At 67.7% G+C, this 20,180-nt stretch carries 20 protein-coding genes, 2 tRNA genes and 1 riboswitch; of the genes, 11 read left to right on the forward strand and 11 right to left on the reverse strand.

The window, feature by feature from the left end; all coding sequences use genetic code 11:
• Window positions 1-28 precede the first annotated feature (28 nt).
• Window positions 29-1,339, forward strand: coding sequence for a PrsW family intramembrane metalloprotease (locus H8R17_RS24540; RefSeq protein WP_187825376.1), 1,311 nt, complete (start codon window positions 29-31; stop codon window positions 1,337-1,339).
• Window positions 1,340-1,647: 308 nt separating this feature from the next.
• Here the strand turns inward: H8R17_RS24540 and H8R17_RS24545 are convergent, their stop codons facing one another.
• The 3 genes from H8R17_RS24545 to H8R17_RS24555 all read right to left on the reverse strand — a co-directional run bounded on the left by H8R17_RS24545 (window position 1,648) and on the right by H8R17_RS24555 (window position 5,111).
• Window positions 1,648-2,679 (reverse strand): M23 family metallopeptidase, encoded by a 1,032-nt coding sequence (locus tag H8R17_RS24545; protein WP_187825377.1) that lies wholly within the window; start codon window positions 2,677-2,679, stop codon window positions 1,648-1,650.
• An 11-nt stretch (window positions 2,680-2,690) separates the two neighbouring features.
• A riboswitch (cyclic di-AMP (ydaO/yuaA leader) is annotated at window positions 2,691-2,848 on the reverse strand.
• 931 nt (window positions 2,849-3,779) lie between these two features.
• Window positions 3,780-3,853: transfer RNA gene (locus H8R17_RS24550), tRNA-Met, on the reverse strand.
• A gap of 127 nt (window positions 3,854-3,980) precedes the next feature.
• Window positions 3,981-5,111 (reverse strand): dihydrofolate reductase family protein, encoded by a 1,131-nt coding sequence (locus H8R17_RS24555; protein ID WP_187825378.1) that lies wholly within the window; start codon window positions 5,109-5,111, stop codon window positions 3,981-3,983.
• Window positions 5,112-5,184: 73 nt separating this feature from the next.
• On the opposite strand from H8R17_RS24555, the gene H8R17_RS24560 reads away from it, so the two are divergent.
• Together H8R17_RS24560 and ribA are read left to right on the forward strand one after the other, a co-directional pair.
• Complete coding sequence (locus tag H8R17_RS24560; protein ID WP_187825379.1) at window positions 5,185-5,700, forward strand: MarR family winged helix-turn-helix transcriptional regulator; 516 nt, start codon at window positions 5,185-5,187, stop codon at window positions 5,698-5,700.
• A 133-nt stretch (window positions 5,701-5,833) separates the two neighbouring features.
• Window positions 5,834-6,469, forward strand: a complete 636-nt coding sequence (gene ribA, locus H8R17_RS24565; protein WP_187825380.1) for a GTP cyclohydrolase II — start codon at window positions 5,834-5,836, stop codon at window positions 6,467-6,469.
• Between the two features lie 727 nt (window positions 6,470-7,196).
• On the opposite strand, the gene H8R17_RS24570 is transcribed toward ribA, so the two are convergent.
• The 3 genes from H8R17_RS24570 to H8R17_RS24580 form a co-directional block, all read right to left on the reverse strand.
• Window positions 7,197-8,282, reverse strand: a complete 1,086-nt coding sequence (locus H8R17_RS24570) for an HTTM domain-containing protein (protein ID WP_399477201.1) — start codon at window positions 8,280-8,282, stop codon at window positions 7,197-7,199.
• 106 nt (window positions 8,283-8,388) lie between these two features.
• A complete protein-coding gene (locus H8R17_RS24575; protein WP_223125430.1) occupies window positions 8,389-8,919 on the reverse strand; it encodes a DUF5819 family protein in 531 nt (176 codons plus the stop codon).
• 377 nt (window positions 8,920-9,296) lie between these two features.
• Window positions 9,297-10,478 (reverse strand): ice-binding family protein, encoded by a 1,182-nt coding sequence (locus tag H8R17_RS24580; protein ID WP_316959526.1) that lies wholly within the window; start codon window positions 10,476-10,478, stop codon window positions 9,297-9,299.
• A 606-nt stretch (window positions 10,479-11,084) separates the two neighbouring features.
• Here H8R17_RS24580 and H8R17_RS47320 point away from each other — a divergent pair.
• The 4 genes from H8R17_RS47320 to H8R17_RS24595 all read left to right on the forward strand — a co-directional run bounded on the left by H8R17_RS47320 (window position 11,085) and on the right by H8R17_RS24595 (window position 12,436).
• On the forward strand, window positions 11,085-11,309 hold the full coding sequence (locus tag H8R17_RS47320) for a hypothetical protein (protein ID WP_262505473.1): 225 nt from the start codon (window positions 11,085-11,087) through the stop codon (window positions 11,307-11,309).
• Between the two features lie 142 nt (window positions 11,310-11,451).
• The gene (locus H8R17_RS47325) at window positions 11,452-11,772 is read left to right on the forward strand and encodes a DDE-type integrase/transposase/recombinase (protein ID WP_316959527.1); all 321 of its coding nucleotides are present in this window, start codon (window positions 11,452-11,454) and stop codon (window positions 11,770-11,772) included.
• A 69-nt stretch (window positions 11,773-11,841) separates the two neighbouring features.
• Complete coding sequence (locus H8R17_RS49400; RefSeq protein ID WP_399477211.1) at window positions 11,842-11,967, forward strand: hypothetical protein; 126 nt, start codon at window positions 11,842-11,844, stop codon at window positions 11,965-11,967.
• A gap of 103 nt (window positions 11,968-12,070) precedes the next feature.
• On the forward strand, window positions 12,071-12,436 hold the full coding sequence (locus tag H8R17_RS24595; protein WP_316959528.1) for a radical SAM protein: 366 nt from the start codon (window positions 12,071-12,073) through the stop codon (window positions 12,434-12,436).
• 775 nt (window positions 12,437-13,211) lie between these two features.
• Here the strand turns inward: H8R17_RS24595 and H8R17_RS24600 are convergent.
• The 5 genes from H8R17_RS24600 to H8R17_RS49405 form a co-directional block, all read right to left on the reverse strand.
• Window positions 13,212-13,463 carry a hypothetical protein gene (locus tag H8R17_RS24600; RefSeq protein WP_187825383.1) on the reverse strand — a complete coding sequence of 84 codons (252 nt, stop codon included), beginning with the start codon at window positions 13,461-13,463 and terminating at the stop codon, window positions 13,212-13,214.
• Between the two features lie 20 nt (window positions 13,464-13,483).
• On the reverse strand, window positions 13,484-13,651 hold the full coding sequence (locus H8R17_RS24605; RefSeq protein ID WP_187825384.1) for a hypothetical protein: 168 nt from the start codon (window positions 13,649-13,651) through the stop codon (window positions 13,484-13,486).
• 43 nt (window positions 13,652-13,694) lie between these two features.
• A complete protein-coding gene (locus tag H8R17_RS24610; protein ID WP_187825385.1) occupies window positions 13,695-14,255 on the reverse strand; it encodes a hypothetical protein in 561 nt (186 codons plus the stop codon).
• Window positions 14,256-15,065: 810 nt separating this feature from the next.
• Window positions 15,066-15,139: transfer RNA gene (locus H8R17_RS24615), tRNA-Lys, on the reverse strand.
• A 37-nt stretch (window positions 15,140-15,176) separates the two neighbouring features.
• Entirely contained in the window at window positions 15,177-15,857 is a 681-nt protein-coding gene (locus tag H8R17_RS49405) for an RHS repeat domain-containing protein (protein ID WP_187825411.1), read from the reverse strand.
• 384 nt (window positions 15,858-16,241) lie between these two features.
• Here H8R17_RS49405 and H8R17_RS24625 point away from each other — a divergent pair, with 384 nt between their 5' ends.
• Genes H8R17_RS24625 through H8R17_RS24640 form a run of 4 tightly spaced genes read left to right on the forward strand, consistent with a single transcriptional unit; the run spans window position 16,242 to window position 20,172 of the window.
• Window positions 16,242-17,063 carry an IclR family transcriptional regulator gene (locus tag H8R17_RS24625; protein WP_187825386.1) on the forward strand — a complete coding sequence of 274 codons (822 nt, stop codon included), beginning with the start codon at window positions 16,242-16,244 and terminating at the stop codon, window positions 17,061-17,063.
• A gap of 6 nt (window positions 17,064-17,069) precedes the next feature.
• Entirely contained in the window at window positions 17,070-18,350 is a 1,281-nt protein-coding gene (locus H8R17_RS24630) for a sugar ABC transporter substrate-binding protein (protein WP_187825387.1), read from the forward strand.
• Complete coding sequence (locus H8R17_RS24635; protein WP_223125426.1) at window positions 18,347-19,294, forward strand: carbohydrate ABC transporter permease; 948 nt, start codon at window positions 18,347-18,349, stop codon at window positions 19,292-19,294. Before H8R17_RS24630 ends, H8R17_RS24635 begins: the two co-directional genes overlap by 4 nt.
• On the forward strand, window positions 19,291-20,172 hold the full coding sequence (locus H8R17_RS24640; RefSeq protein WP_187825388.1) for a carbohydrate ABC transporter permease: 882 nt from the start codon (window positions 19,291-19,293) through the stop codon (window positions 20,170-20,172). Before H8R17_RS24635 ends, H8R17_RS24640 begins: the two co-directional genes overlap by 4 nt.
• Window positions 20,173-20,180: the final 8 nt, after the last annotated feature.

The following is a 20,180-nucleotide window of genomic DNA, read 5'->3' on the forward strand; positions in this document are numbered from 1 at the left end:
GGCTCCCTCCCTCGTTAGGGTCAATGCCGTGGCCACCTGTCCCCCGTACCCGACGCACCCCAACGGGCCCACCGGTGGCGCCGAGCGGCACGCGCACTGGTGGCAGCGCAGGTGGGTGCGTTACGGCGCGCTGATCACGCTGCTCACCCTCTCCGGCCTCGTCATCCTCGCCCTGGTCCGGGAGCAGACCGGCACCGAGGGTTTCCTGGTCGGGCTCGGCCTCTCCGTCCTGCCCGTGCCGCTGCTGATCGCCGCCTTCCGGTGGCTGGACCGGGTCGAGCCGGGCCCCTGGCGGAACCTGCTGTTCTCCTTCGCCTGGGGCGCCTGCGCGGCGGCGCTGATAGCGATCGTCGCCAACAGCTTCGCCACCAAGTGGATAGCCACCGCGACGGCGGATCCCTCCAGCGCCGACACCCTCGGCGCGACCGTCATCGCGCCGGTCGTCGAGGAGTTGGCGAAGGCCGCCGCCGTGCTGCTGGTCTTCCTCTTCCGCAGACGGGACTTCACCGGGATCGTCGACGGCGTGGTGATAGCCGGGGTCACCGCCACCGGCTTCGCGTTCACCGAGAACGTCCTCTACCTCGGCACCGCCTTCGGCACCGACCAGCTCAGCGGTGGCCGCGGCATCGCCTCCGTCACCGCGGCGACGTTCTTCGTCCGCGTCATCATGTCGCCGTTCGCGCATCCGCTGTTCACCGTGCTCACCGGCATCGGCTTCGGCATCGCCGCGCTGTCCGGGGAACGCCAGCGCCTGCGCCGCGTCCTGCTGCCCCTGTCCGGGCTGCTGCTCGCGATGGGCATGCACGCGATCTGGAACGGCTCGTCGAACTTCGGCGAGTACGCCTTCTTCGCCGTGTACGCGGCGTTCATGCTGCCGGCGTTCGGGTTGCTGACCTGGCTGGTGATCTGGACGCGGCAGCGCGAGCTGCGGACCGTGCGGGCGGAGCTGCCCGCGTACGCCGGGGCGGGGTGGCTGACGCCGGCCGAGCCGTTCGTGCTCGGTTCGATGCGGGCGCGGCGGATCGCCCGGCAGTACGCCCTCCGGCACGCCGGGCGGGGCGCCGCGCGGGCGGTGGCGCAGTACGAGGCGTACGCGACGTCGCTGGCGTTCCTGCGGCATCGGGGGCGGCTGGGGCGGGCGGGCGCCGACTTCACCGTACGGGAGCGGGAGCTGTTGCAGGAGCTGTGGAGCCGACGGGAGTGGGCGCGGCCGGCGCTGGATCATGCGGCGCGGGTTACAGCGCCCCCCGTGCCGCTGGCTGCGCCTCCGTGGACGACGTACGGAGGGTACGGGTACTCGGCGGTGCCGTATCCCGCGTACAACCCGTACCGGTCGTAGGGGTTGCGGAGGGTTCGGCGCCGCCGGATCAGTACCGGAAGCCCAGCCCGACGTCGGGCTCAGGTGCTCAGGTGCTCAGGCCGACGCCTGCGTCAATCGCGCCAGTAAGAGACGTCATGTTTCGCGTCAACGGCCGTACTGGGAGGGCGAATTCCTCACCAGCAGCAAAGACCCCGTAAATCGCAGCACCCACTCCCGCACTCCCGGGCGCACGCCCTCGCATCTCGCACACCACGAACCGGCAGCCCTGACGTCGGGGGTCGCCGCCAGGACCGCCGGGGTTCAGGAGGTCTCAGGGAGAAGGCGCGTCAGGGGTTCAGTCCCTTGCCCTGGAGCCACGCCAGCGGGTCGATGCCGTTGGTGGAGCCGCCCGGGTGAACCTCCAAGTGGAGGTGGGCCCCCGTGACGTTGCCGGTGGCGCCCACGCGGCCGATGACGTCCCCGGTGCTGACCTTCTGGCCGACGCTCACGCCGATCGACGACTGGTGGGCGTACCAGATCTCCGTACCGTCATCGAGGGTGAGCACGGTCTTGTAGCCGTACGAGCCGCTCCAGCCCGCCTCGGTGATCGTGCCGCTGTGCACCGCCTTGATCGGGGTACCCGTGGGCGCGGCGAAGTCGAGGCCGGTGTGGTAGCCGGAGGACCAGTAGGCGCCGGCCTGGCCGAAGGAGGAGGTCAGGGTGTACGAGGAGGTCGGCAGCGTGAACTGCTTGGCCAGCTTGGCGAGCCGCTCGGCCTCGGCCTTCTTGCGGGCCTCCTCCTCCGCCTTCTTCTTCGCGGCGGCGGCCTTGTCCTCGGCCTCCTCCGCCGCGTTCTTGGCGGCCTCGGCGGCCTGCTTCTCGGCGGCCTCCGCGACGGCCGCCTCGTTCTTGGCCTCGATCTGGGCCTGCTGCCGCTCGGCCTGGGCCAGGATCCGGCTGCGCAGCGCCTCGCCCGCGCCGGAGGACGTGTCCTGCTCGGTGGTGGCGGCGGAGGCCACGGCGATGTCGCTGAGCGGGGTGGACGAACCCTGGGAGGCCTCGTCGTCCGAGATGAGCGAACCGACGGAGGGCAGGTCCGGTATGGAGATGGGCACCGGCGACTTGCCGGTCTGCGCGCTGGCCATGCCGCCCGCGCCGACGGCGGCGATGACACCCACGCCGAGGACCGTGGAGCTGCGGGCGAATCCACCGCGCTGCTTGCTGACGCGATGCCGGCCGCGTACCGGGCGGATGGACTCCGCGGTGGGGTTCCAATCCTCGAAGGGGCCCTCGTCGGTGCGGCTGCCGTGGCCGAAGACTTCGGGGTCGTGTTGGCTCGGCACGAACGGGGCCTCGGGGGCAGGCCGGTTGGACGCCACGTAGGCGTACTCCTTTCCTTCCTTCTCGCCTACCGGGTTAGCTGACGGGTTCGGAGCAGGAAGGTCTCCTACGCGCGTATACCGACCGTGCCTTCTCGGCGGTATACGCCCGATTCACCCCAGAGTGGTGGTTCCCCGGTTCCCTTGCGGGATTCGGCGCGTGAGCACGGAGCCGCCTCCTGTGACGGCTGGGACGACCGTGCTGCGTTATCGAACGTTAATGGAGGCGAGGTGAGGATTCCAAGCGGTTCCGCTTGATCGTTAATGTTTTTCGCCAGGACTTACCCGCTACCACCGGTGCAAATCGGGCGAGTTGACCACGCCCTGAACGGCTGGTGAGTTTTGACGGAGTGTCAGTTGTTATGCGGAGCGGTGCGGTTCACTCACTCCGGTTGGCGGCGATCAAGGGCGGCGCACGGCGAGCGGGCAGTGCCATGACGTCGTGGCACTGCCCGACGGTGTGACACGGATTGTCCTCCGGGAGGACGGCGGCGGTGAACCGTTCCTCAGCAGCGCGCGGGGGTGACGAACTCCGTGACCGCGTCGGCGTGGAAGACGATGCCCAACCTGATGTGGACGGCGAGTACGACGGTGACGGCCGCTGCGCCGGTGAGCACGGTGGCCCGCCGGGAGTAGAGCGGGGCGGCGACGAGGGCGGCGGCCGTGAAGAACGGGGCGGCAGTGTAGTCGGACGGGGTGCAGTAGTCGTGGACACCGCCGGTGACGATCAGCAGGGCGGGGAGCAGGCGCAGGAAGGTGCGGGCGTACGAGATGCGGGGGCCTTCGCCGCCGGCGGACGGCGGGGCGGGCTCGTCGCCGAGGCCCGGGCCGGGCAGGGGGCGCCGGGCAGCCGCTCGCCGGCCCGGGCGTACGGCTCCTCGGCCTCGCCGGTCATGTCACGAGGCCGCACCCTGTCTCCCACCACATACGTCCGCGCCGGTCGCCGTCCCGTTCGTCCAGGTTTCCGGCTGTGGGGGCGGGGATCGAGCGGTGTGGGCCGACCGGATGGCCACGGGGCCTACGGGGTCCGCGGGGGCGCGGGGGCGGTACACACGCGCCGAGGGCCGGAACCCTTTCGGATTCCGGCCCTCGGCGTTCAGTAGCGGGGACAGGATTTGAACCTGCGACCTCTGGGTTATGAGCCCAGCGAGCTACCGAGCTGCTCCACCCCGCGGCGATGACTCCACTGTACGCCATGCGCGGGACACAACGCACACGGGTTCTCAGTCGGCCGGGTTGCCCGCGCTGGGGCGGTGCTGGTGTGGGCCGGGGGTTGAGGGTCCCGCTGCGCGGGCCCGCGGCTACGTCAGTAGGTGGTGGTTCGGGGTTTTGGCCTGGGGCTCGTATTCCGGGAGTACGAGCACCGTCGTGCCGGCGGTCTCCAGGAGGCTCGTGCCGTTGGCGTCCGGGACGAAGGTGTCGGGTTCTTGCCAGGCCGTCACTACTCGGTGGATGCCTGCGTCGAGGATGAGGCGGGCGCAGGGGGTGGGGCGGGAGGCTCGGTGGGCGCAGGGTTCGAGGCTGGTGTAGATCGTGGCCGAGGGGAGCCTCGGGTCCGTTGGGGCGAGTTTCGCCAGGGCCGCCTCCTCGGCGTGGACGACCGGGTCGTCGCCCTCCCGTGAGTACCCGCGGGCTAGTTCCGTGCCGTCGGCGGCGACCACCACCGCGCCCACGCTGAACGCGGTGCGCGAGGGCGGGCAGTGGGCGGCCAGCTCGCAGGTGAGGGCCAGCCAGTGCCGGTCGGCGGCCGAGGGGACGCGGCCGGTGCCGGGGGCGGTGGGTTCGTAGCGCATGAGGACGACGTCCTCGATGCGGCGGGTTTCCATCAGGCGCAGGCGGCCGGACTGGTAAGCGCCGGGTCCGAAGAGGCGGGGTGCGTCCGGGTCGCCGACGAACAGCGGGGCGAGGACGAGATGGAGTTCGTCGGCCAGGCCCTGGGTGAGGAGCTGGGTGTGGACGGTGCCGCCACCCTCGACCATGAGGCGCCGTACGCCGCGTACGTCGTGCAGGTGCTCGAGGAGTGTGCGCCAGTCGAGGTCGGGGCCCAGGGGGACGACGTCGGCGGCGATGCCCAGGGCCCGTGCGCGCTCGGCGCCCTCGTCGGTCGTATAGACGATCTTCTCGCCGCCGGTGTGCCAGAAGTTCGCCGTGGGGTCGAGGTCGCCGGAGCCGCTGACGGTGACCTTGACGGGGTACTCGGGCCGGCTGTCGGCGACCCGGGCGGCGCGGCGCTCGGGCGCGTTGACCAGCAGGCGGGGGTTGTCGGCGCGGATGGTGCCGGCGCCGATGAGGATGGCGTCGACGGAGGCCCGTACCTCGTCGACCCGCTCGAAGTCGGCGGGGCTGGACAGCAGGAGGCGCTCGGGGCCGGTGTCGTCCAGGTAGCCGTCGAGGGAGACGGCGGCGGACAGGAGGACGTACGGGAGGGGCATCGGCGCACTCCATGGTGGAGACGAGGTGAGACCAGGGCTTGGTTCAAGTTTTAAGCAAACCTACACTGGCGACATGACGACCCGCTGGCTCACCCCCGAGGAGCAACGCGCCTGGCGCGCGTACATCGCCGCCACCCTGCTGCTGGAGGACGCGCTCGACCGGCAGCTACAGCAGGAGGCCGGCATGCCGCACATGTACTACTCCATCCTGGCCGCCCTCTCCGAGGCACCGGAACGCAGGCTGCGCATGACCGACCTAGCGGAGCGACTGAAGATCACCCGCAGCCGGCTGACGTACGCCGTCGCGCGGCTGGAGAAGGACGGGCTGGTGGGGCGCGAGAACTGCCGCTGGGACAAGCGGGGCAGCCTCGCGGTGCTCACCGACGAGGGGGTTAAGGTCCTGGAGCGGGCGGCTCCGGGCCATGTCGAGGCCGTCCGGACGACGCTCTTCGACCGGCTGACGCCTGAGCAGGTGGGGCAGCTGGAGGAGATCTTCACGGGGGTCGCGCGGGGGTTCCAGGAGGAGGCGACGCAGACCGCTTCCGACGCCGTGCCCTGGCTGCGCCGCTCGTCCAAGCCCTGCCAGTGAGCCGGACCGGCCCTCCGCGTGACTCTCGCTACAAAACAGTTGCTTCAAAATTCAAGCATGGGGTAGTGTTCCGGCCGAGGAATCTGCTTCAAATCTGAAGCAGAGGCCAACGGAACGGAAACCGGAGACCCGCATGCCCGACTTCCCCGCCGCCACGCAGCGCGCCCGCGTCCGGGTACCGCTGCGCTTCCACGACGGCTACAGCGTCGACGCCGACGTCGTCACCTTCCACGGCCTGGCCGACGGCGAGGAGCACGTGGCCGTCGTCCTCGGCGACCCAGGCCCCCGCCCCCTGGTCCGGTTGCACTCGGAGTGCCTGACCGGCGACGTCTTCGGCTCGGCCCGCTGCGACTGCGGACCGCAGCTGCGGGAGGCGGTGGAGCGCATCGCCGACCGCGGCGGCGTCCTGCTGTACCTGCGCCAGGAGGGCCGCGGCATCGGCCTCTACAACAAGCTCGACGCGTACGCCCTCCAGGACCAGGGCCTGGACACCTACGAGGCCAACGCCGCCCTGGGACTCCCGGAGGACGCCCGCGACTACACGGCCGCCGCCCAGATGCTGCGCGCCCTGGGCATCCGGCAGCTCGACCTGCTGTCCAACAACCCCGACAAGGCCGGCCAGCTCCGGACCCTGGGCATCGACGTCCACGACCGTGTACCGACGGGCGTGTTCACCACCGCCCACAACGTCCGCTATCTGCGCGCGAAGGTCCTGCAGACCCACCACACCCTGCCGCTCACCGCGCTGACGGAGCGGACCGCGGGTTGAGGGCCGAGCTCCTTTCTGCCCGGCCAGGCTGCGCAGCAGGCGGGTGGTGATCTGCGGGCTGATCCACCACAGCCCGCTCCACCCCGAGCCGGCCAAGCAGTTCCGCGAGGTCCCGCGCGAAGTCCGGCAGCAGCCTCGTACGGGTACGACCGTGCTCTCGCCGTACCCTCGCAGGGCCGGGCGATCACCCGGTACCGCGCGTCCACGAGCGCCGCCACCTGAGCCCCGAGGCCAACGAGCCCCAGGCCCCCGAGAACGTCATGAGCCCCAGCCCAGATCGCTCTGAACTGGGGCTGCTGCGTAGGCCGTGTGGGACTCGAACCCACAACCAATGGATTAAAAGGCCATTCACGATCGTCCCGCTCGGTGCCGGGTCGTGCACCCAAGTCCCGTTGCAGCAGATCAGAGCCCCGAGCGGTCGATCCACGTGCCCCCAAGTCCAACCTGTCCCGTGCCATCCGCTCACGCATCACTCACGCATCCGCCACCCGCCAAGTCCTGCTGTCGCTAGACGGGTGCCGTGGCGCATTGGTGCCCGCTCGCGCGGCGCCCGGACGCCAGTGAGTTGGCCGCCAAACCCCTGACGACATGCCTCAGGTGCGTCCAGGTGGGACCGGAATGACGGAGCTGCCGGTCCCTGAGTGGATCGGCGGGTTCAGAAGGAGGCGGCGCTGTCCCCGGTGCCCTCGAACGCGGGGGCAGCGCCGCTCTCTGCCACTCGGAGCTGTCAAGCGGGTCGCGCACCGCGTGAGGCCGAGGAGCCCTGTCCGGATGTTCCGCGTGCCGCAGGGGCCTCAGGACCAACCGTGACACCGTCGGCCCGGTATTGCGCCGGCACGACCGAACCGGGCAGCTCAGCTGAGGCGCCGGACTGCCGTGAATCGAGGGCCGATCGCCCGGTGCGCCCCCAGAGACCTGCCAGGAAGGTGAAGAAGCCGTCGGAGAGAAAGACCGCATCGGCGACGATCATCGCGCCCGAGAAGAACGGCAGCCCCAGCAGTACGGCGATCATCAGGTGCATGCCGAGCAGCATCGGCAGAACGACGTACTTGGCTTTGCTGAACAGGACGAATGGAAAGCCCACTTGGATCAGCACGGCCATGTATCCGGCGCTCGCGATGAACATCGTCTGCTGGTCCATCATGTGCGACAGCGCGGGCCAGGGCCGGAACAGGTCGAGGTTGAGCACGTAGTGCAGGGCGGTCCCGTCGTTCCAGAAGCTGCCCTGCACCTTGTACAGCCCCGCTGATCCGTAGAGGAAAGCGACCTGAACCGCGATGACGAACATCGCACAGTTGTGCAGCACTGTCGTCGCCTGCCTGCGGACGATGCCGAGTTGAGCGGGCACACGGAGTGGCTTCGTCCTGACTGAGTCGGCTCGGAGCCGGGTCCTGCGCGCGTCGAGTGACCAGCGCCGCCCACAGGCGGTGAAACACAGGTAGAGGGCCATCAGCAGGAGGAGGTTGTCTCCGCCGTCAGTCATGAAGATGGCCCGTGAGTGGAACGACGCGACGATCACGGCGAAGGCGACGGACGTGGCCCTGGTCCGCCAACCGAGCATGAAGAGCACAGTGACGACGACGGCCAGCCCGTAGCAGGCCTCGAAGTACAAGGGACTGTCGGACACGGCGAGGATGCTGCGAAAGCCCGTCTCGTCTGACAGCTCGGCGGAAAGGGCCGGCGTCCACGCCGAGCCCGGACCCCACATCTCGTCGCGATGCGGGAACTCCCGCAGCAGCAGGGCCAGAAAGAGGAACCCATATCCCCCGCGCAGTACCGCCGCGGCGTACAGCGAGACCGGTGACTCCGTCACGGCGGCACGCATGGAGCCCACGCCGTCGAGTAGGCGCTGCCTACCTGCACGCAGTCTGGACGCAGCAGCGCCCTGGCGTGACTGGTACGGCACGCGCGATCTCTGTTCACCGGGCATGAGAAGCCACCTTCCACCACGGCAGGTACCTGGTCTCGTGGGAAACGCGACCAGTGGGCCGAGAGTCACTGCCCTTTGGCGCCTGCGGGGGGATCCGCTTTGTGACCACGCGCAATTGAATGGTGTCGAAGGTGCCGGGCCGCTCGGCGGCGATCCGATTCACCGCGATGTTGCGGAGATACTCCTTCATCATTCGAGCCCGCTCCGAGCGAGACCGGTCGTCGCCGCCGTGCTCCTGCACGTAGGAGGTCCAAGCCCTGCGCAGCATGTTCTGAGCGGTATGACTCGGGAAGACACTGTGGCGAACGGCTGAGGTGTCCATGGCGGACAGATCGACCCAGCGGCTCACCTCGGACGTACCATCCTTCGAAGTCCGCCCGGTCCTCGCCGAGATCTGCTGATTCACCGACTCGGGGTTCGGGGCGAAGAGTTGCCAATTCTGTTCGAACAAGGGAAGAACCCACGCGTCGATTTTCTCTGTGTAACGCTTCGAAATGCTGTTGGGAGGCGCCACATGCATGAACACAAGAAGTACGTGGGCGAGAGATGCAGCGATACACAGGACCGCTACCCAGCCAACCAAGGTCCGCCAGGGGGCGCTGAGTGCTGAACCCTCCAGGGGAGCCTCGAGTTCTGTACCCGGGATCCGCTCAGCCGATCCAGCACAGGTGGCCGCTTCATCAACCACTCCGCTTTTCAATTTCTCTCACATCCAGTTGTTCATTGCCGGGTCTGCCCTCTCCCCGGCCGCTCTCGGGCTGCAGTTCGCGACGGACCCTCCCTGAATCAGCCGCGTGCTTCCCTTCTTTGCAGATGAACCGCCACCCGGCGGTCGGGGAACACATGTCCCGTCCGCCGGGTGGCTCGGTGCATCAGTTGGGATTGGGCCGACTCGCCTCAGTGGCAGTGCGGCGGCCTACCGTCCCCCTCCGGGGGCCCGTCACCCTTGTGGCCCTCGGGCGGACCGTCACTCTTGTGGCCCTCGGGCGGACCGTCACCCTTGTGGGCCTTGGGCGGACCGTCACTCTTGTGGGCCTTGGGCGGACCGTCCTTGTGGCCGTGGGGACCTTCGCCCTCGTGGCCCTCGGGCGGGGCTTCACCCTTGTGGCACTCTCCCCCGTGGTCACCCTTGTCCCCGTGGTGCTTGTGTGGGGCCTTGCCGCCACCGGTAGTGGTGGCGCCTGTCGAGCCACCGGTGTTGGCACCGGTTGTGCCGCCGGTCGTAGTCGTGGCACCGGTGGTGTTGCCGCCAGTGATGATGCCGCCTGTGGTGACGCCGCTTACGAGGCCACCTGAGGTGGTGGTCCCGCCGGTGGTCGTCCCGCCGTCGGTCGTCCCACCGACTGTCGTGCCACCATTGGTGGCCGCAGCGCAGTTGCGGGCGTTGACGTCGTTGGTGTCCATCGTCACGGAACCGTTCCGCGCAAGCGCCCGCCCGTTGATGTCCGCGCCGGTGTTAAGCGTGATCGAAGTCAGGGCCATGATCGTGCCGACGAAATCGGTGTCGGTGCCGAGAGTGGCGGAGCTTCCGACCTGCCAAAAGACGTTGCACGGTGAAGCACCGTTGATGAGGTTGACGTTGCTGGCGGATGCCGTCGTCAGTGTCGAACCGATCTGGAACACCCACACAGCATTGGGGTCGCCCTCGGCGTCCAGCGTGAGGTCGCCCGTGAGTTGGGCGGAGCTGTCGAAGCAGTAGACCCCAGGAACCAGCGTGAGACCACCGAGGTCCTGCCCGGTGAGGTTATCGTCGCAGGCCTGGCCCGCAGCATTGTTGTACGCAGTTGTCAGATCAGCCTGTGCTCCGGCGGCGTGGGCGTCATTTTGATGGATCGTGCCCAGCACCGTACCGGGCGGGAACCCGCTGATAGCCGAACCGGGACTGACTCCCAGCTCTCCCGAGACCACAGACGGCCCGGTGTTGGTGACCGACTGCCCTCCCAGTACGCCGTAGCTGTCAGCGGTACCGAGGTTAACTGCAGCAACGGCGTTCGCGCTCGACGGCGTCAACGCCACGGCACCGACGGCAATCAGCAGGACCGCCACGCACCAGCTGACAATAGCGTGCCACTGCAGCACGCCATGGACTCTGAGTCTCATGGAGAATGCCCATTCCTGTGGGGTTTCCGTGGCCCCTTTTTCTTTGCGATCTCTCGGCAGAGCGAAATGACCGCCGACCACCGACCCTGCAAGTTTTGCACTTGAGATAGGCGAATACACCTGCCATACGAGTGATCGACCCATGAATAGCGGGTAAGAGAGAAGAGATACTCATTAAAGAGTACACACCCGGGCCCCCGATACGACATCCCGACACAGCAATAGGCATATTATCGAGAAATTACCCCGATCATGAACCATCGAAGCTAGCAAGAGATCGCGCTTAGGATTCCTGTGACGCCATAGCCCAGCGCTGCAGACGGGAATCGCGAACCGGTAACGTCCTTCGGCTCACTGCTGTGGCCCCGCAGGTTCCTTGTTCGAGGCTTGAGCTGTGGGAGGAGTGATATGGGTGATGCTCACCTCCTGCCCCCGGTTGGCTTCACCTAATGCATGTCACTCCGGTCCCTCGGGCAGAGGGCGAGAGCGAACTGGTGGCTCTGGCTGTCGCCCATCACTGTCTTCGGCCTGTTCGTCGTTGCATTCGCGGTCCCCTTTGCACCGCACGGTTGAGGAGAGTTCACCGTGGTCGACATTGTCGAGATCTACGTGCACTGGTACGCGGGCCGGTCCAAGAGCCAGGTGTCCGCCTCGTTGGGGGTGGACCGCAAGACAATCAGGAAGTACCTGGCGCCGGCGGAGGCGGCCGGGATCACCCCGGGCGGGCCGCCCATGAGCGAGGCGGACTGGGCCAAGCTACTCAAGAGCTGGTTCCCGGAGCTGGCCGGCCGGAGGCTGAACCAGGTGTGATGGGCAAAGATCGAGCCGCACCGCGACTACGTCAAGAGCCTGCTGGAGACCACGACGGTCACCACGATCCACCAACGGCTGCGGGACGAGGGCAACTTGGCACGAGAACCTCCCCGACGAAGCGGCCCGTTCCAAGGTCACGGTGCTGCGGGAGAACGTCGAGCCCGGCTCGCAGGCCCAGATCGACTACGGCTTCCTGGGACAGTGGATCAACCCGGCCACCGGGAAAAGGCACCGGATCTGGGCGTTCGTGATGGTGCTGCCCGCCTCGCGGCACATGTTCGTCCGCCCAGTGGCGCACATGGACCAGCACGCCTGGACGCTCGCGCACGCGGAAGCGTTCCGCTTCTTCGGCGGTGTCCCACGGCGTCTGGTGCCGGACAACCTGAAGACCTGGGTGGACAAGCCGGACCTCTACGACCCGCAGATCAACAAGTCGTACGCCGAACTCGCCACCCACTAACACACCTGTCGTCCTCGTCGGCGACACCCCCGAGACGTCGAGGCAGCGCTCGCCTCCGATGCCCACGTCATCGCTGTCGCCACCGGCGTCCACGGGCAGCCTGAACTAACCGCGGCTGGCGCCGCCACCGTCCTTCCCGACCTGACGGACAGCATCGGTCTGCTCAACCTTCTGGAGGACCTCACCTGCCGCTGAAGCGTCCCGGGACGTCCTGCGTCCGTCCGCGTACGCGGTGACGCGGTCCGTACAGGGCCAGCACGATCAGGGCTCCCATCAGGCAACTGCCCAGGAGGTCCATGTGATCGGCGAAGTGACCGGGATCCACAGGATCCGGATGCTGTATCTGCAGCTGCTGTACCGCTGCAACTTCGAGTGCCCGCACTGTTTCCACGGCGAACGGCTGCAGCACGCCGACGCGTTCACACTGGACGAGGCGATCAGCCTCATGACCCTCATGCGAGACGACTACGGCACCGAGGCCGTCACCCTGCTCGGCGGCGAGCCGTTCGTCTACAAGCACCTCGGCGAGGTCGTCCGTTACGCCAAGCAGGCCAGCAGGTCGAGATCTGCACCAACGGCTACCGAATCGAGCGGCGGCTGTCCGCGTCTCAGGCGGGGGTGTTCGCGCGGGGGCGCAGGCGGATCTCGGCATCTCCCGCAGTGACGGTGTGAAGGTCATCGCCGACTTTGCACCACTCGCTGCTGGTGCCGAACCCTTCCGCGGTGGAAAACCGGAGTTCTTCCAAGTCGCCGCCGTGAGCGTGGAGGAGTTCGCTCGACATCAGCCGCGCCTCCTTCGCCGAGCCAGGCGCCTCGCCGTCGGTCACCTGCCGGATCTACCGCACCCCGGGCGGGCTGGCCGGTGCCCCCGAGGTCGATCAGATCCGGCAGACCCAGCGGGCAGCAGCCGACACGGACTACGAGCGTCAGGCCACAGGATGGCGCTCTGGCGTCGCTGCACGCTTCTTCCTACGGGGGACGCTGATCGTTTGATCAAGCCCCTTGCCGCTGGGCGGCTCGGGGTGCCTGGGCGGGTACCCAAGTGCGGACCTGGGAGGGGTGAACGTAGAGCACGTTGGGATTGTGGCTGTGTGGCCCATAGCCACTGGTGGCGGAGACCAGTAGGTACGCACCCTGCGGGACATGCCACTCCCAGAACCATGCGTCTTGTCGCAGCCCGGTGTCGCACCAGGTGATCACGGCCTTCGAGCCTCGGCGGGCCCGTTGGTAGACCTGGATTACCTGGAGGAGGTGTCCGTTGCCGGCCGCGCGTTGCTGCTGGAGGCTGTTCCACTGGGCAGCCAGGCGGGCGTCACGCTTGCGACGCGAGCGCAGGCGGACCGCGACGATAGCCGCAATCGCGACAGCAGCGGCGAGCAGGAGGCCGGGGCTCGTGTGCATGGCACCCATTTTGCCTCCGCACCTGTGGGTGGTGGCGGTCAGTCCATGTGCAAGAGGATGTCCGCCACCGAGTCAGCGGCGTGGTCGTACTTGCTGCCGACGGACTCGTACTGCTCGACTCGCCGGAGGAGGACCTGCCGCTCCGCCGGTGCCGCGGAGATAGCGGTCAAAGTGTCGTGCAGACACGCTTCGGCGAGGCTGGCGGCCTCGTCCGGGATGAAGGACGGTGTCAGCCGGGTCTTGACCCGGCTGACGACGGGTGCCTTGACGTGGACCAGCAGTGTGGTCACAGGACCTGGGCTGTCTCCGTTCAGCGGCGTTGGTCGCATGCGGCGAACAGACGGCGTGACATGCCCAGGTACAATTCGGTGCCGGGGATGCGGTAGGTGAGGAAGTCGTCCAGGCCGGCCGCGCGGGTGATGTTACGGCGGGCCTGTTCGTCGTCCGATGGGTATTCGGTGCGAACGGCTGCGCGCATGGCACGGGTTATCGAGTCGCGTTCCAGCGGGGTCGTCAGCCCGTCAGCAGACCGGCGGCGGGAGGAGCGGTCCGCGGTCAGGGCGACAGTCCGCAGCCGGGAAGGAGGCGCGGAGCGCAGGGGCGAGGTAGAGCAACATCTGTGCGCGAGCAGTCGCCAAAAGCGCGTCGTCGCTCTCATCGAGGTGGTCCTCTGGGCTGCTGGGCGCCGGAGCGGACTTCCCATTGACCAGGAGAGCCGACTGTCCGGGGTGGTGGTCGTGATCGATAGTCACGAACAGGTCGCCCTGGGGCTGGACGGAGGCACCGCACAGGACGCGGCGGTGAGCATACGCGTGGAGGACCTTGGTCCCTTCCTCGAGCTGCTCCCACCCTTCGGTGAGCCGGTTCTTGCGGACGTTTCCGCCCTTGGCTTCGATCAGCCAGTACGTGTTCTCCGCCTCGTGCAGTCCCCACAGGTCCGGAAGTGCGCGGACAGGGTCCTTGAAGTCGTTCTCCAGGGAGGGTACGGGACCGCCGTCCTCGATGTGCCAGGTCTGGCCCAGCCCCATCAACGAGCGGCATGCCCACTCTGCCATCGTCATGCCCAGCCGGTAGCCGAGCATGCTCTTGGCGGAGCGCTCGGTGTCGTGCTTCGTAGACGGCGTTGACCGTCAGGCGCCGACCCGACGTGTGCGGGAGCGGATGCTTGGGGGTGACGTCGTGGATGCCGAGAAAGGCATACAGCGGGGAGACGCGGGCGACCAGCTCGCCCCGCGCCAGCTGCGGGGCTTGGTGCAGCCAGGGCGTGACGTCTCGGCCTACCTCGGTGGCGGCCTTGACGATCTCCCGCCACGTCGTCGTCGGCGCGTACCAGCCGTCCTTGTGGCCATCCGTGCGCCCCCAACTTGAGTCGCCTCGTATCAATCCTGCGCGTCCCTGAACGCTGGGGACGTCAGTCGCGCCGGGTAGGACAAGTGCCCGGCACTCGGAGGGCGCCTCGCGATCGGCTACGACGAACAGGGCGGGCTGCATCCCCTGGCCTGGGTTCGCACGGACATCCTCAATGGGCTGCGGGCGGACTTGTGGGGGTACTGCGCCGCCCTGTCCGCCAGCCTCGACCGCGTGGACGCCGAGCCCGACGAGAACGGGATCTTCTACGTGGGAAGGAACGCTCGCCGGTGAGCGGCCCGGGTGTGGCACTGCTCGCGGCAGTGATCGTGCAGCGGCTGGGCCGACGCCCCGAGGACTGCGCTTTCCCCCTCCTCGAGCCCTATGCCCAGGCGGAGGAAACGCCACTGTTGGCTGCATGACCGCGAAGCACGCCACCGGATAGCCGGAGAGCCAGTCGCCTGAGTCCAGGCAGCCGTCTCTCCCGCCAGACACCAAAGCCCCCTGGATCCGGTCCCAATGACCGGGTACAGGGGGCCCACCTGTAGGCCGCGTGGGACTCGAACCCACAACCAACAGATTAAAAGTCTGCTGCTCTGACCAATTGAGCTAGCGGCCCGCGCGGCCCCCAGCATAGCTGTACGGTCGGGCCCCTCTCACAGCGATATCCACGATGCCGCGAGCGGAGTCCCGCTCCCCGCCCCGATCGGCTGTTGTCGGGGCTCCACAACGGAGACGTGGACGGACAATTCGAGCGGCTGCCGGAGGTGATGGCACTCGGTCGATCTGGCCGCGCGCCCCTTCTGCACGATCCCTGTCCGAATGCGCTCCCCTGGCGTTCGGGCGCTTGGAGCAGTGATCGGACAGCGACCGGAAGTTCCTGCTAAGCGGCAGGTCAGAGAGGGTTTCTGTGCAACTCGGCGACATCTCGACGGTACGGCCACCCGATCCACCCAATGGATCAAAAGTCCTGGTGGGGGTGTGATGGGTGGTACCGGGCGGTGCCTGGGGTCCGGTAGCACCTGGTCAGGGCACATGCAGGAGGGCATCTGGTCTTCTCCGTGATGACCTGTGTGATTCCGTCCGCTCATGCATCGCTCACGCACGCTGGTCGGGTCACTGGCGTGTGACCAGCGGGTCTGCGTCAAACACCTGTGCGAGTGAACCTCTCCGTACCTGATGCTCGGTGCCTGGGTGCTGCGCCGGTCCGGCAGCCACACCGAGGTGAGCCGGCCGAGCGCGTCCAAGGCCAGGGCGGTGCGCTTGCCGTTGGGGTCCGTCTGGCCGGTGGACTGGCCACGCAGCCGGTCGTAGGACGTGGTGGCGACGTGGCCCAGGTCGCTGGTGACCCTCGTCGACGAGGGTCAGGCGATCGGCGTCCGTGTACTCCGTCTTCGTCGACGCACCGGCCATGCCCTCCTGTCCGCCTCGGCGCGCCGGCCCCGCGGTCGGCCTTCGCGGGCAGCAGCACACCCGTCCGCGACTTCCCCTCACCTCGGCTCCGTGCGGGCAACCCGCCATGCCCGGGACCGCGCGGTCAACACCATCAGGCCTGGTCGGAACCGACCTCGGCCGCACGACCCCGAGCGCAGCAGGGACCGGGATCTGATTCTGCTCAAGTCATTGACTCTCACCCACCTGCGCTATTAGCGTCCGCAAGCGCTTACTACTCACCGCTCACCGGTTGCATGTCCCGTTCATCGGTATGACAGGGGATGGAAATGAGCGAGAAGTACCACCAGCTGGGAACCGATGTGATTGACCGCCGCGCCGGGACACTCGAACGCGGGCTCGCGATCCTGGAACTGCTCGCCACTGAGCGGCGGTTGAGTGCTGTTCAGGTTGCCGACCGGCTGGACCTCTCACGCAGCGCCACGTACCGCATCCTCGGCACGCTCCGGCAGCGAGGCTATGTGGACTGGAACAGCAACGCGGACGACATCGTGCTGGGGCAGCGCACGGTCACGCTCGGGATGGCCGCGCTGAGCGGCTACGACCCGTTCCTCGCGGCACAGGCGCATCTGCGGGATCTGTCCCGGGAACTGTCCGAGGCCGCGCTGATGGCGGTGCGCGACGGCGACCAGATGGTCTACATCGCACACGAGGACGTCACGGAGCACTCCATCGCGGTCCGCCGACTGCTCGGCTTACACCGCCCGCTGCACAGCACGTCCCTGGGCAAGGCCTATCTGGCGGCCCTGCCGGTCGACGAGTCGGACGCCCTCGTCGACCGTCTTGAGCTGCGGGCGTTCACCCCCACCACCATCACCGACCCGGCCCGGCTGCGTGCGGAACTGGACGAGACCCGCGCGCGCGGCTACTCGATCGACGACAGCGAGAACGAGCCCGACGTGCTGTGCTTCGGCGCGCCGATCCGGGACGAGCGCGGGATGCCGCTCTGCGCCATCAGTCTCGCGGGGCCGCGCGAGCGGATGCTCGGCAAGAAGGACGCGGCAGCCCGGCGTATCTCCGAGGTGGCGCTTGCGATCTCCCGCAGGCTCGGCTTCCTGGGGCCCGTCAGTGATGTGAAATTCGAAAGGTAGTACGTAATGAGAGCTGTCCGTGAGTTCCTTGTGGCCGCCGCGGCGATAGCGCTGGTCGCGTCCTGCGCGCCCGGCAGCGGTTCGGACGACGAAGGGAAGCAGCAGACCGACGTCAAGAAGCTGACGTATCTGTACTTCACCGACGGCCCCGACGAGCAGGCGACCCGCAACCTGCTGGCCGAGTACAAGAAGAAGACCGGCGTCACGGTCGACCTTCAGATCGTTCCCTTCGACAATCTTGAGCAGCGCCTGCAGGCCCGGCTCTCCGGCGGCAACGCGCCGGACGTGGCCCGGCTGACCGACATCGAGCCGTTCCGCACCGATCTGCTGGATCTCAACAAGTTCCAGAAGTCCGCCCTGGACGGGAAGTTCATCAAGGGCGCCGATGACTATGTCTCGGGCAAAGGCGGCGAATTGCTCGCCGTGCCCAGCGATCTGACCATGAACGGACCGCTGATCAACGTGGACCAGTTCAAGAAGGCCAAGGTGCCGCTGCCCGATCCGAAGCACCCCTGGACCTGGGACGAGATGGTCACGGCCGCCAAGAAGGTGCAGGCCGTCAACAAGACGCAGAACGCGATCGCGATGGACGTCTCGGGGCACCGGTTCTCCACCATGCTCAGCCAGTACGGGACCAGCTTCTTCGACGCGAGCGGCAAGAAGGTCGCCTTCGACGAGGCGAAGGCCACCGCCGCCGTGAAGCGGTTCGCTGAGCTGAACGCCTCCGGTGTCATGCCGAAGGACCTGTGGCTGCAGGCGGGCACCAAGTACAAGGGCGCCAACGAGATCTTCCTCGCCCAGCAGGCGCCGGTCTACATCAGCGGAAACTGGCAGGTCAGCGCATTCGCCAAGGAGGCGAAGTTCAACTGGGCCGCGGCGCCCAACCCGTGTCAGGAGAAGTGCGGCGGCTTCCCGGGCGGCAAGTTCATGGTGTCGTTCAAGGAGAGCAAGCGGCAGAAGCAGGCCGCCGACTTCATCGCCTTCATGAACTCCAAGGAATCCCAGGAGCAGATGGCCAAGGAGGCCAACTTCCTGCCCACCCGGCAGGACCTGATCTCCTCCGGACTCACGTATCCGAAGCGCAACGCCGACATGCAGGTGTATCTCGCCGACGTGGCGCGCACCCCGGAGGCGGCCTACGGCACCGCCTACAGCCCCGCGTTCCAGGCCACCGCCGACGCGACCGTCAAGGAGCTGGCCAAGGTGCTGGCGGGCCAGGCCACGCCGGAGCAGGCCGTCGCGGCCATCAAGGCGGCGGCGCAGAAGGCGCTCGGAGACATCGCGTGACCGCTTTGACCGGCGCGCCGGCCCAGCGGACGGCCGACCGGGCCCCCAAGCGGCCCGGTCGCCGCCGCTCGGTCAAGCCGTGGAACCAGCGGATCGCGCCGTATCTGTTCATCCTGCCCAACATGCTGATCTTCGGTGTGTTCGTCATCTATCCGGCGATCAACAACTTCAACATCAGCCTGTACGACAGCAGCAACGGCCGCGACTTCACGTATGCGGGCGGCAAGAACTACCAGGAGCTGTTCAGCTCGGACGAGTTCTGGGCGGCGGCGCGGCACACCGTGGTGTTCGCCGTCTGCTTCGTGGCGCTCACCACGGTCGTCTCGATCGGTCTGGCGCTGCTGCTCAACCAGAAGATCAAGGGCCGGGCCTTCTTCCGCACGGTGTTCTTCCTGCCCGTGGTGCTTTCTCCCGTGGTCGTGGGGCTGGTCTGGGGCTGGATCTTCGAGCGGAACAACGGGCTGCTCAACACGCTGCTCGACGCGGCCGGACTGGGCAAACCGGGCTGGCTGGTGGACGACACCCTGGCCATGGGCGTGGTGATCTTCGTCGGGCTGTGGATGCACGTCGGCTTCTACATCCTGATCATCCTGGCCGGGCTGCAGGGCATCGATCCCAACTACTACGAGGCCGCGCGGATGGACGGCGCCTCCTCCTGGCAGCAGCTGCGGCACATCACCCTGCCGCTGCTGCGGCCGACCACCATGGTCGTGGTCATCCTCAGCATGATCGCCGGGTTCCAGGCGTTCGACTACATCTGGACGCTCACCGGCGGCGGCCCCGTCGGCGGCACCACCCTGATGATCCAGTACATCTACCAGAACGCCTTCCAGTCCCCGATCCAGTACGGCCTGGCCTCGGCGGCCGCGGTGGTGCTCTTCTGCTCGGTCTTCGCGCTGACCGTACTCAACTACCTGTACAACCAACGGAAGGAGTCGGCATGAGCCTGACGGCCGTACGCGACTCCAAGGGGTCACGGCAGTGGACCTCGATCAGCGGGGCCGCCACTCCGACCGTGGGGCGGATCCTCACCTACGCGGTGCTGATCGGCCTGTCCATCGTGGTCCTCGCGCCCGTGGTGTGGGCGGTGCTCAGCTCGTTCAAGTCGCAGACCGAACTGGCACAGGTCCCGCCCTCGCCCCTGCCCGGCGCGCTGCGCACGGAGAACTACAGCGAGGCGCTGGGTTCGTTCGACTTCGCCACCTATCTGAAGAACAGCACCATCGTGACGGTAGGGGCGACGCTCCTCACCGTGGTCATCAACACGATGTGCGCCTACGGCCTGGCCAAGTACAACTTCCGCGGCCGCAACGTGTTGTTCCTCATTGTGCTCGGGACCATCATGATCCCGCTGCAGCTGATCTTCATTCCGGTCTACCAGATGGCAGCCCAGCTCGGCTTGGTGAACTCCTTGTGGGGGCTGATCATCCCGCCCGCCGCGACCCCGACCGGGGTGTTCCTGCTGCGGCAGTACATGCTGACCATTCCCGACGATCTGATCGACGCGGCCCGGATCGACGGGGCGGGCGAGTTCCGGATCTTCGCCCGGATCGTGGTGCCGCTGTGCGGCGCCGCCATCGCCGTGGTGACGATCTTCTCGGTGATGTGGCGGTGGAACGACTTCCTGTGGCCGCTGATCATCAGCCAGGACCAGTCGAAGTACACGCTGCCGGTGGCTCTGGCGCAGTTCAACAGCCAGCTGGTGGCCCCGTTCAACTACATCCTGGCCATGTCCGTGGTCAGCATGATCCCGGTCGTGGTGATCTTCCTGGTGCTGCAGCGCCATATCGTCCGCGGCGTCGCCAACACCGGCCTGAAGTGAGGAGCACA

This window comes from Streptomyces sp. TRM68367 (assembly GCF_014495685.1).
Lineage (GTDB): Bacteria > Actinomycetota > Actinomycetes > Streptomycetales > Streptomycetaceae > Streptomyces.

Excerpts from the sequence above, each read along its gene's own strand:
- H8R17_RS24625 (WP_187825386.1), top strand. The coding sequence starts at position 16,242 with ATGAGCGAGAAGTACCACCAGCTGGGAACCGATGTGATTGACCGCCGC.
- ribA (WP_187825380.1), top strand. The coding sequence starts at position 5,834 with ATGCCCGACTTCCCCGCCGCCACGCAGCGCGCCCGCGTCCGGGTACCG.
- H8R17_RS24630 (WP_187825387.1), top strand. The coding sequence starts at position 17,070 with ATGAGAGCTGTCCGTGAGTTCCTTGTGGCCGCCGCGGCGATAGCGCTG.
- H8R17_RS24575 (WP_223125430.1), bottom strand. The coding sequence starts at position 8,919 with ATGCATGTGGCGCCTCCCAACAGCATTTCGAAGCGTTACACAGAGAAA.
- H8R17_RS24605 (WP_187825384.1), bottom strand. The coding sequence starts at position 13,651 with ATGCGCGCAGCCGTTCGCACCGAATACCCATCGGACGACGAACAGGCC.
- H8R17_RS24560 (WP_187825379.1), top strand. The coding sequence starts at position 5,185 with ATGACGACCCGCTGGCTCACCCCCGAGGAGCAACGCGCCTGGCGCGCG.
- H8R17_RS24640 (WP_187825388.1), top strand. The coding sequence starts at position 19,291 with ATGAGCCTGACGGCCGTACGCGACTCCAAGGGGTCACGGCAGTGGACC.
- H8R17_RS24555 (WP_187825378.1), bottom strand. The coding sequence starts at position 5,111 with ATGCCCCTCCCGTACGTCCTCCTGTCCGCCGCCGTCTCCCTCGACGGC.
- H8R17_RS24610 (WP_187825385.1), bottom strand. The coding sequence starts at position 14,255 with ATGCTCGGCTACCGGCTGGGCATGACGATGGCAGAGTGGGCATGCCGC.